Origin of the sequence: Exiguobacterium sp. SH31, from assembly GCF_001816105.1 — a bacterium.
GTDB classification, from domain to species: Bacteria; Bacillota; Bacilli; order Exiguobacteriales; family Exiguobacteriaceae; genus Exiguobacterium; species Exiguobacterium aurantiacum_A.
This window is the reverse complement of record NZ_LYTG01000034.1, coordinates 1-9,259: the sequence shown is the minus strand read 5'-3', so window position 1 is coordinate 9,259 and position 9,259 is coordinate 1. Positions and strand designations below refer to the sequence as shown.

The following is a 9,259-nucleotide window of genomic DNA, read 5'->3' as shown; positions in this document are numbered from 1 at the left end:
AGTTGGCCCGCACTTCGAGCTGACCGGTCACGTCTTCTAACGTATTCGCTGTCGCAGCGAGGCGGTCAGACATGGAGCTCAGTTCTTTCTGAACAGCGACTTGCTCTTCGGTCGCGGCAGCGACATGATGGATTTGCTGTTGCAGTTCGTTCGCGGTGTGCTTCGTCGTCTCAAGCCGTGTCTCGAGCGTCTCCATCTGAGCGGTCACGTGTTGGCGTGTCTGTTGGATCGAGACGATTTGTGCATCGATTTCTGAGACGTCATCCGTTAAGCGATGGAAAACGGCGGTTACATCGGCTGAGACGGTTTGGCAATTCTCGGTCGCTTGTTTGAACAATTGTGACGACTCATGGACGACAGTCGTATCCTGCATAAGTCCACCGAGGACACTTGTCATCTCGGACGCATACTCGCGCGACTGAACGGCGAGCTTGCCGACTTCGGAAGCAACGACGGCGAAACCACGGCCGGCGTCACCAGCCCGAGCTGCTTCGATAGAGGCGTTCAAGGCGAGCATGTTCGTCTGCTCGCTGATTGTCTCGACGTGTTGCAGGATGGCACGAATCTCGGTCGAGCGGTTCGACATTGTCGTGACGACTTGTTCGAGCCGGTTCGCTTCTTCAATAATTTCGACGACTTTCGATTCCATACGCCGCATATCAATATTCCCGGCACTGGCGTCGGCTGCAATCCGTGATGAGGCAGCAGCGGTTTGAGCCATTCGGTCTTGGATGATTCTTGTCAACGAACGAATCGATTGAATCTCATCAGCACCTTGGTGCATCGACGATTCTTGTGACATCGCGTGAGACACAATCGGGTCGATTGTGACCGCGATTTGCTCACCCGACTGAAGTGACTGGGCCGCGGCGGCTTCAAGTTCGGTCGCGTGGTCCTTGAGCGCCGAGACGAGCCGGCTTGTGTCGGTGACTGCCTGTTTGAGCAAAGTGCGTGTCTCGTCCTCCTGCTGTTTAACGCGTGCTGACTCGAGGTTGCGTGAATGGATCTGCACGACAAGAACGGTGCTTAAGAGAACGAGATAGATAGCGTGGACGAGCAGCAGGCTGAACGGGTAATCGGACGTCCCGCAAATGAGTGCCGGGAACAAGAAGAATCCGGCTACGTGTTGGACCGCAAAAATGAGCGTGCTGTAAACGACCAAGTCGATTCGACGCATAAACGAGAGGATGGCGAGGACGACGAAAATTGAGAAGTGATATTCGACGAGCCCTTGACCGCCTGCGACGGTTGAGATGCTTGAGAATGTGAGTGTGAGCATCATCAAGTAAGGGAACATGTTTGGACGTAGTCGATTGCTAAAAAGCATGAACGTAAAGAAGAAGATCGGTATGGTGAACAGGATCCACGTCGCAGTCGAATAAGCGTAGTCGATTGAGCCGTTCCGCAATATGATGTACGTATAGGCAAAATCAGTGAACCGGTGGAGCAGATGGACGATGACCGAAGTGAGGACGATAGCGGACGTGATGATGAGCATCAATTGATTTCGTTTTTGGACATTCATGTAGGTTCCTCGCATTCTGTATGTGTTTCTTTTGCGCTAATGTATTATCGGTCGGCCGTCCCGTTTTTATACTCAAATTGCAGACTCAACAGAAATACAGGCAGAAAAGACGGAGAAAGCACATTCATCGCTTTAAAAATGCTAAAAAAGGTCAACATTTTAAGGAAATAACTTCACAATCTCCCCTCACCTACGATAAAACAAATAGGGGGTATGACCATGAAGAATTTGAATATGTCAAAAAAGTTAGCGGTGTTGATTACCGTGTTTATCGCCACTCTTGTGATTGTGGCAGCACTCAGCCACGTCCTCATGGGACGTATGGCTGACGCGGGCGAAGAAATTTATGAGGAACGGCTGTTGCCGATTCGCTATTTAGGACAAATCCGGACGGACAACCGGGCGCTTGATGGTCATCTGCTAGAACTCATGTTGGTCACAGAGGGCGCTCGAAACGAGGAACTTCAAGGCAACATTACTGAGAGACGCGACAGCATCCTCAATAATTTAGAATCGTTCGAGACGTCATTCCAGTCCAATGACCCAGAACTCGTAACCGCTATGGAACGTTTGAAAGAGGAGTCGGCAGCTTACCTAGAAGGTGTGGACGCGGTGACGCAACCAGCACTGCGTAATGAGAAGACGGCCGCTTACCGTGTCTATACGGATGAATTGAGACCGGTCCGACAAAAATTAGTCGAAACCGCGACGTTCGTCATGGACGGGATCAATCAAGAAGCAGAGACGGCGAGTGCGACGATGCAAGCAGACCGCGAACGATCCGTCCTCACCTTTTGGGCACTCGTCGCGATTGGCGGAGCGTTATCGATGGCGCTCGGCATCTACATCACACAACTGATCGTCCGACCGATTCGTGAGTTGAACAAACTGATGAGTCGGGCCGGTGCCGGTGATTTGACGGTCGAAAGCACGTACGTGTCCCGGGACGAGATGGGTTCACTCTCAACTTCGTTCAATGAAATGAAAGATAGTCTCCGTCAGTTGATCGGGAATGTCACTTCGACCGCCGGGCGCGTCGCGACGTCGTCCGATGATTTGAAATCGAACGTCGAAGAGACGACGAAAGCGACCGAGATGGTCGCGGTCACGATGGAAGAAATCGCGTCAGGGTCGCTCCGTCAATTGACGCGGGTGAAAGAATCGAACGGCACACTGACTGACCTGACGAACGGGATCCATCACGTCTCGGGCAGCGCCCAACAGATGACAGAGCTCTCGGAAGGGGCGCTCCGGAAAGTCGGTACCGGGAATGACTTGATCGAGACGCTCGAGACACAGCTCGAGGAGATGAATGAGAAAGTCAAAACACTCCAACACGTCATCGGACAACTCGACGTCCGTTCCCAAGAGATTGGAACAATTACCGGAACGATTTCAGGCATCGCCGAGCAGACGAACTTGCTGGCGTTGAATGCAGCCATCGAAGCGGCCCGGGCCGGTGATCATGGACGCGGGTTCGCCGTCGTCGCCTCCGAAGTGAAAAAACTCGCCGAAGAGTCGGCCGTCGCAACGAAGTTGATCGCGTCGCTGATTACGGACACACAGACGGAGACGAAACAAGCCGTCAAGACGATGCATGTCGTCGAGGATGATATGGCGCATAGCGTGACGAACGTCCAACAGGCAGGGACGGCGTTCGATGAGATTAAGCTTGCGATTGAAGAAGTGAGCCGGAAAGTCGAGGAAGTGTCTGGTGCTGTCGAAGAGATGGCGGCAGGTGCGACCGAAGTGTTGACATCGGTGCATGAGATTCAAGGCATCACCGAGACGACGGCGACCGAGACCGAGAACACATCGGCGGCAACGGAAGAACAGATGGCATCAATGGAAGAAATCACGGCGTCGGCGCAAGAACTGTCGAATATGGCAGACGAAATGCGTGAGATGACGAGACGATTCAACGTCTAAAGCAAACGGATGAGGCAGCCGCCTCATCCGTTTTTTGTTGATTCAGATGTTAGCCCGAGCCACTTCTTGACCGGAGTCCGGAAATAGTAGGTGACGCCTAGTAGACTTACGAAGACGAGGGCGGCGATGAAGATCGTCGTCACGCTCCCTGAAGCGAGGCTAGCCCCTAAAAAACTGTAGGCTAGTGTTCCGGGGATCATCCCGAACACGGTTGCGAGCAGGAATGACTTGAACCGCACTTTCGCGATGCCACCGGCGTAACTGAGTAGATCAAAACTGACGAGCGGAATCAGGCGCAGCACGAAAACGTATAAAAAGCCGCGCGCCTCCATCTGGGTGAACAGTTTCTCTGACCACGGATACTTCTCGACCTTGAGCACCGAACGCCCGAACAGCCGAGCCATGACGTAGCCGGTCACCGCCGCCGCGGTCGCACCGAACAGGATATAGAGGACGCCGGGCCAGACACCGAATGCGAGACCGGCGCCGAGCGACAAGACGGACGTCGGCAAGAACACGAGCGGGCCGATCGCATAGATCAAGAAGAAGACGAGCGGTCCCCACCAGCCGAACGACAAGACGATGTCCCGGACGTCGGACGGGCGAAGCTCGTAATGGAAATGGGTGATGTAAAAGATCGTCCCGAACAGGACGAGCATCAAACTGATTTTGAGCGGGCGTGGCATGACGGGTCCTCCTTTCGACGAGTGTATCTCTTTTCAGCATACAATAGCGGGCGATTCAAGAGCGGTAACCAAGCTTACAAAATGTGCCGAAAAAAGAGACGACCATTACGGTCATCCCCGGTTTCCTCCATATAGCTCGACCCAGCGCTCCGGCGTCATCTTCGCGGCGAGCTCGCCGATCAAATCGTATGGGATATGCAGCACGTTCTTGAAGCGGATGCAGCTCTTGCCCATGTCGAGCTTCGTCGGCACTCGTTCGGCGTATGCCTGCTCGAACCAATGCAACACGTCTTCATCGGCGTAGACACCCATATGATACAAGGCGACATGATTCTTTTGCGCGATGACGCTTATAAACGGCAACGGGGTACCCGGCGTCACGTGATAACCGGGCGGGTACATCGACAACGGCACGACATAATGAACGCCTTTGCCGTCGGTCGTCTTCTCAAAGCCGTCCGGTAAGTTCGCATCAATCACGTCAATCAAGCGGATGAAGCTGTCGAGCCGTTTGTCATCGACGAGTGTCGTATAGTCCATTACTGTTCGCCCCCTCGCAAAATCTTCGCCATCGCCTTGCCCTTAGCCAGTTCATCGACGAGTTTGTCCAAGTAACGGATCTCGCGCATGAGAGGCTCCTCGACATTCTCGACGCGGACGCCGCAGACGACGCCTTTGATGAGAGCGCGATCCTCGTTCATGTCAGGGGCCGATGCGAAGAACGTATCGAAGTCGACCTCGGCCTCGAGTTGCCGCTCGAGCCCGGCCTCGTCATAGCCGGTCAGCCAGCGGATGATCGTATCGACCTCGTCTTTCGTCCGGCCTTTCCGTTCGGCTTTCGCGACGTAACTCGGATAGACGCTCGCGAAGCTCGTCGTGTAGATGCGGTGTGCCATAATATCTCCTCGTTTCGTAGATGATATTTTACTTTCGCACAAAACGACAAAAGACGATCACTCCGTCCATGGACTCATCGCCTTGGTCGGTCACGGCATGATGTTTCCTTTGGCCGGGATTGGATGTTGTTTCAATAGATTCGCGAAATGATAAAGGTTATACGCTAAAAACTGTCCGTTCTTTTTCGTGAAGGCGTTGTCGCGGCCGGCGTCGAGGTACGAGTCGCCCGGACCGGCTTCGCCGACCCAGTATGCGTCGACGTTCGGCGGGATAGTGAAGCCGATATGGGACAAACCGTACAGGATTGAGGCACAGGCGTGCTTCGCCCCGTCCTCGTTGCCCGTCACGACGACACCGCCGACTTTGTTGTAGTAAATGGCTTGACCGTGTTCATTTTTCAGCCCGCTCCCGCCGTATAGCCGTTCGATCACTTGGGTGGCGACACTGCTCTTCTCCCCGAGCCAAAGCGGCGTCCCGATGATGAGGATGTCGGCGGCTTTCACCTTGGCGAAGAGTTGCGGCCACTCGTCGCCAGCCCCTTCGTCCTCGGTCACCCCGAAAGCGATGTCGTAGTCGACGACGCGGACGATCTCTGACTCGACGCCGAGTTTGTCAAAGTGGGGGATGATGTCTTTCATCAGACCTTCCGTATGTGATACCGTGTCTTCGCCTTTCAACGAACAGCTCAAAAATAGTGCCTTCATCACGATTCCTCCTTCTCAAAAGCAAGACGTTAGGAAGTTCTCCACTCCAAAATTCCGGTCAAATCATCGTAGACCGCGTCTGGATGCACATCCATCGTTTCGAAGGGCTTGCCGTCACGGTTGATCCACGCCGTCTGGAAGCCGAAGTTCTTGGCGCCGATGATGTCCCAGCCGTTCGAAGACATGAACAGCACCTCGTCCCGCTTCAAGGCGGTCGTCTTGAACCAGCTCATATAGGCGGCAGGTGACGGCTTGAACTGTTTGACGCCGTCGATGCTGACGAGTTCGTCGAACAGTTCGGTGAATGATGCGTTCGCGATCAATTGTTCAAGCATGTCAGCGGTCCCGTTCGACAAGACGACGGTCTGGTTGTCCTGTAGTTGCTTCAATACGTCCTCGACTTCCTCATACGGCGAGAGCTCCGCATACGTGGCGATGAGCGCATCTTCGACGTCGCTAGATGCGCTCACGTCGGCCGTAGCTAAGGCGTAACGCAAGGCGTCACGTGTGACGACCGAGAAGTCTTCATAGCGGCCCGAAATCTGACGGATGAAGAAATATTCAAGTTGTTTCGTGCGCCACGTCTGGCTGATTTGGTCACCTTTCCCAGGGAACTGTTCGTCACATGCTGCCTTGACGGAATGGACATCGAACAGCGTCCCGTATACATCGAATGCGAATGCTTGAATTGTCGGTTTCATCAAATTCCTCCTATAGTGTCAGTCGTCCTTTTTCCTATACCCGACAGACAGATTAGAAACACGTCCGATAAGTTGAAGTCTGCGGCTTCGTCGAGTAAGTTTGTGTTAGTTCTAAATGTGATGAGCCGCTTTGTTTATAAGCTAGCTAACAATGGAGGAGGAATTCGATGTACGTTCCAAAACTATATGCCGTCAACGACGCTGAAGAAGTCCACGCTTTCTTGAAAGCCCATCCGTTCGGCACCGTCGTCACACATGACGGGCAGAAGCCGCACGCGACACACGTGCCGCTCCGATTTCACGCAGAAGATGGCCACGTTTGGTTCACGACCCACGTCGCCAGAAACAATCCGCAATGGCAGACGATTGAAGACCAGACCGTGCTCCTGATCGTCCAAGGTCCGGACGCCTATGTCTCGGCGTCATGGTATGGCCATGAGGACGTATCAACGTGGAACTATCAGGCCGTCCATCTGTATGGGCAGGCGACGATTTTGTCATCTGCAGAGCTCGAGACGGACCTGGCCGGACTGCTTCAGGACCATGAAAGAGAGAGGGAGAACGCCATCGTCTGGGAGGAGTTATCGGAGCCGGTGCAGCGGCAAAAACACGGCGTCGTCGGTTTCCGTATCGATATTGATGAAATCCAGGCGGCGTTTAAGCTGAGCCAGAACCGGAATGATGAGGATTACGAGCGCATCGTCTCCGAGCTCGAGCAAGCAGGATGTCCGCTGGCGGACGTGATGCGAGAACATAAAAAATAACCCTGACCTCGTCTGCGCGACCGAAAACGCAGATGAGGTCAGGGTTTGTTTCATGACGATTCGATATCGGCATGTTGGCTCGTGATGGTGCGGTCTAATTGGTGAAGGTACAATTTTGTCGTCAAAAACACGATAAATGAAAAGCCGAACAACAAATAGAGTGGTGACCGGTACGCGAGCATGCCGAGTGCCGTGAATAACAGAAGCGCGAGCACGATGATATATCCGTATCGCATGATACTGAATAGCGCCAATTTCAAAGCGTCCATCGTCTTCATTTCGTAATGCGTCAAAATCGGAAACAGGAACAAGGAAAGAGCGATGAAAACAAAGCCGATCACGAACAGACCCGTAAAGAGCATCGTTTGCCACGCATCGATTTGACGAATGAGTAAAAAGTCGATCAACAAGATGAGCAGAAACAAGGTCCAGACGGCACCGAGCTTGTAATGGCGGCGCACTCCTTCGTTAAAAAAGCGGAAGTAGGCGCGGAACACGCTGTAATCTTGGTTGACCGCCCATTGCCGTGTGACAGCGTTCAAGGCGTATAAGGCTGGGAACAGTGTAATGAGAGGCAAAATGCTCAGTAAAAAGACCACGTTCAGTTGAACCAGGCTGGTGACAAATTCGAGCACTTGGAATAATTTGTTGTGTTCATGCTTTAAGTTCATGATGACCTCCAAGAAGTTAGGGGTGAATCAGCCTAATTTAGATTCGAGACGATTATAGGGTGCGGTCGAGTTTCGGACAATCAATTCAGGTTCATACGTATGTGACGGTGGTGTCTCTGTTTTCTCGACAGCCGCAATGATCCACTCGGCTGCGGCACGGCCCAGCTCTTGTTTAGGATGGACGATAGAAGTCAATTTCACTTCCGTCGCGACTGCGAGTACGGAATCATCATATCCGACGAGTGAGACATCTTGCGGGACAGAGAGACGCAGGCTTCTTAGTTGGTCCAGTACGTTGAGGGCGAGTTGGTCGTTGTAACAGACGATTGCACTAGGTCTCTCGTCCGCGTTTTGAAATACTTGATGAATCACGTCATAAAAAGAAGGCACAAGTTCTTCTGTCGTATACGTTATAATTAATTCTGGCTCTAAGGGAAGGTTGTATTCCCGGAACGCTCGAATAAAGCCACGCATTCGGTGGACTCCCTGGAGGTCGTCCGTTTTGAAAAGTCCCATGATGCGCTCGTGACCGAGTTTGATCAGGTGTTCAGCAGCCAAGAATCCGCCTTTTTCGTCATCCATGATCAAGTATGGAGGCGTTAGTTGCGAATAGTATTGGTTAATCATCAAATAAGGAGTATGCTGTTGTTCGAGTTCTAAATAATATTTGATATTCGGATTGTAGCTACTGCTCTTTGTCGGCTCGACAATCAGCCCGTCGATTTGACGATCTAACATCATTTCGAGACATTGCTTTTCTTTCTCGACATTGTTATCCGTACAAGACAGTGTCAACGTATATCCTTTCGAAGCCAAATGTGATTCAATCCCCCGGATAATAGACGGGAAGATATAATCGGACATATAGGTTGTGATGACCCCGATGTTTTTACCATTGCCCGAACGTTCGATCGTTTGGGGAGTAGAGGTCGGAAGGACAAGGGAGCAGTACGTGCCCGAGCCCTGTTCACGGTAAAGATAGCCTTCGTTCACTAATTCCCCAACAGCTTGTCGAATCGTGTGACGGCTCACTCCAAAGGATTGGACCAATTCATTTTCAGAAGGAATTTTTTCACCTGGTCGTACCGTTCCATCTTTTATCCATTCAAGAATATGATCTTTGACCATATTGTACTTTGTGCGTTGTGCCATCTGGCGTCCCTGCTTTCTTTCATGTACGTCAGGAAACTCATACGTACAAGATATAATCTTACTTACATATTAACAAACAAATGTACCATTTACTATGAATAAGCAAAAAAAGCATCTGAATTTTCTATGAATATGTCCGGACGAAATACAAGAAATACATAAAAATCGAATTGACATGTCCGAACGTGTGTAATAGACTCAAATTGTACAGAAAACGCTTTCATTACTAA

At 51.9% G+C, this 9,259-nt stretch carries 10 protein-coding genes; 2 read left to right on the top strand and 8 right to left on the bottom strand.

Annotated elements, in window-relative coordinates; translation table 11 throughout:
• On the bottom strand, positions 1-1,525 hold a 1,525-nt coding region (locus tag A6395_RS05915; protein WP_071398309.1), incomplete at its 3' end, for a methyl-accepting chemotaxis protein.
• Positions 1,526-1,759: 234 nt separating this feature from the next.
• Between A6395_RS05915 and A6395_RS05910 the strand changes: the two genes are divergently transcribed.
• A complete protein-coding gene (locus A6395_RS05910; RefSeq protein WP_252100518.1) occupies positions 1,760-3,454 on the top strand; it encodes a methyl-accepting chemotaxis protein in 1,695 nt (564 codons plus the stop codon).
• A 23-nt stretch (positions 3,455-3,477) separates the two neighbouring features.
• On the opposite strand, the gene A6395_RS05905 is transcribed toward A6395_RS05910, so the two are convergent.
• From A6395_RS05905 to A6395_RS05885, 5 genes are all read right to left on the bottom strand, one after another.
• Complete coding sequence (locus A6395_RS05905) at positions 3,478-4,140, bottom strand: TVP38/TMEM64 family protein (protein WP_071398307.1); 663 nt, start codon at positions 4,138-4,140, stop codon at positions 3,478-3,480.
• 111 nt (positions 4,141-4,251) lie between these two features.
• Complete coding sequence (locus tag A6395_RS05900; RefSeq protein WP_071398306.1) at positions 4,252-4,680, bottom strand: DUF1801 domain-containing protein; 429 nt, start codon at positions 4,678-4,680, stop codon at positions 4,252-4,254.
• Positions 4,680-5,039 (bottom strand): DUF2200 domain-containing protein, encoded by a 360-nt coding sequence (locus tag A6395_RS05895; RefSeq protein WP_131439614.1) that lies wholly within the window; start codon positions 5,037-5,039, stop codon positions 4,680-4,682. The genes A6395_RS05900 and A6395_RS05895 overlap by 1 nt, the downstream gene beginning before the upstream one ends.
• An 87-nt stretch (positions 5,040-5,126) precedes the next feature.
• The gene (locus A6395_RS05890; protein ID WP_071398304.1) at positions 5,127-5,741 is read right to left on the bottom strand and encodes a flavodoxin family protein; all 615 of its coding nucleotides are present in this window, start codon (positions 5,739-5,741) and stop codon (positions 5,127-5,129) included.
• Positions 5,742-5,770: 29 nt separating this feature from the next.
• Positions 5,771-6,442 (bottom strand): haloacid dehalogenase type II, encoded by a 672-nt coding sequence (locus A6395_RS05885; protein ID WP_071398303.1) that lies wholly within the window; start codon positions 6,440-6,442, stop codon positions 5,771-5,773.
• 167 nt (positions 6,443-6,609) lie between these two features.
• Between A6395_RS05885 and A6395_RS05880 the strand changes: the two genes are divergently transcribed.
• A complete protein-coding gene (locus A6395_RS05880; protein WP_071398302.1) occupies positions 6,610-7,206 on the top strand; it encodes an FMN-binding negative transcriptional regulator in 597 nt (198 codons plus the stop codon).
• A gap of 50 nt (positions 7,207-7,256) precedes the next feature.
• Here the strand turns inward: A6395_RS05880 and A6395_RS05875 are convergent, their stop codons facing one another.
• Positions 7,257-7,877, bottom strand: a complete 621-nt coding sequence (locus A6395_RS05875) for a YesL family protein (RefSeq protein WP_071398301.1) — start codon at positions 7,875-7,877, stop codon at positions 7,257-7,259.
• 27 nt (positions 7,878-7,904) lie between these two features.
• A complete protein-coding gene (locus A6395_RS05870) occupies positions 7,905-9,029 on the bottom strand; it encodes a GntR family transcriptional regulator (RefSeq protein ID WP_071398300.1) in 1,125 nt (374 codons plus the stop codon).
• Between the last annotated feature and the right edge of the window lie 230 nt (positions 9,030-9,259).

Excerpts from the sequence above, each read along its gene's own strand:
- A6395_RS05890 (WP_071398304.1), bottom strand. The coding sequence starts at position 5,741 with ATGAAGGCACTATTTTTGAGCTGTTCGTTGAAAGGCGAAGACACGGTA.
- A6395_RS05870 (WP_071398300.1), bottom strand. The coding sequence starts at position 9,029 with ATGGCACAACGCACAAAGTACAATATGGTCAAAGATCATATTCTTGAA.
- A6395_RS05910 (WP_252100518.1), top strand. The coding sequence starts at position 1,760 with ATGTCAAAAAAGTTAGCGGTGTTGATTACCGTGTTTATCGCCACTCTT.
- A6395_RS05885 (WP_071398303.1), bottom strand. The coding sequence starts at position 6,442 with ATGAAACCGACAATTCAAGCATTCGCATTCGATGTATACGGGACGCTG.
- A6395_RS05905 (WP_071398307.1), bottom strand. The coding sequence starts at position 4,140 with ATGCCACGCCCGCTCAAAATCAGTTTGATGCTCGTCCTGTTCGGGACG.
- A6395_RS05880 (WP_071398302.1), top strand. The coding sequence starts at position 6,610 with ATGTACGTTCCAAAACTATATGCCGTCAACGACGCTGAAGAAGTCCAC.
- A6395_RS05900 (WP_071398306.1), bottom strand. The coding sequence starts at position 4,680 with ATGGACTATACGACACTCGTCGATGACAAACGGCTCGACAGCTTCATC.
- A6395_RS05875 (WP_071398301.1), bottom strand. The coding sequence starts at position 7,877 with ATGAACTTAAAGCATGAACACAACAAATTATTCCAAGTGCTCGAATTT.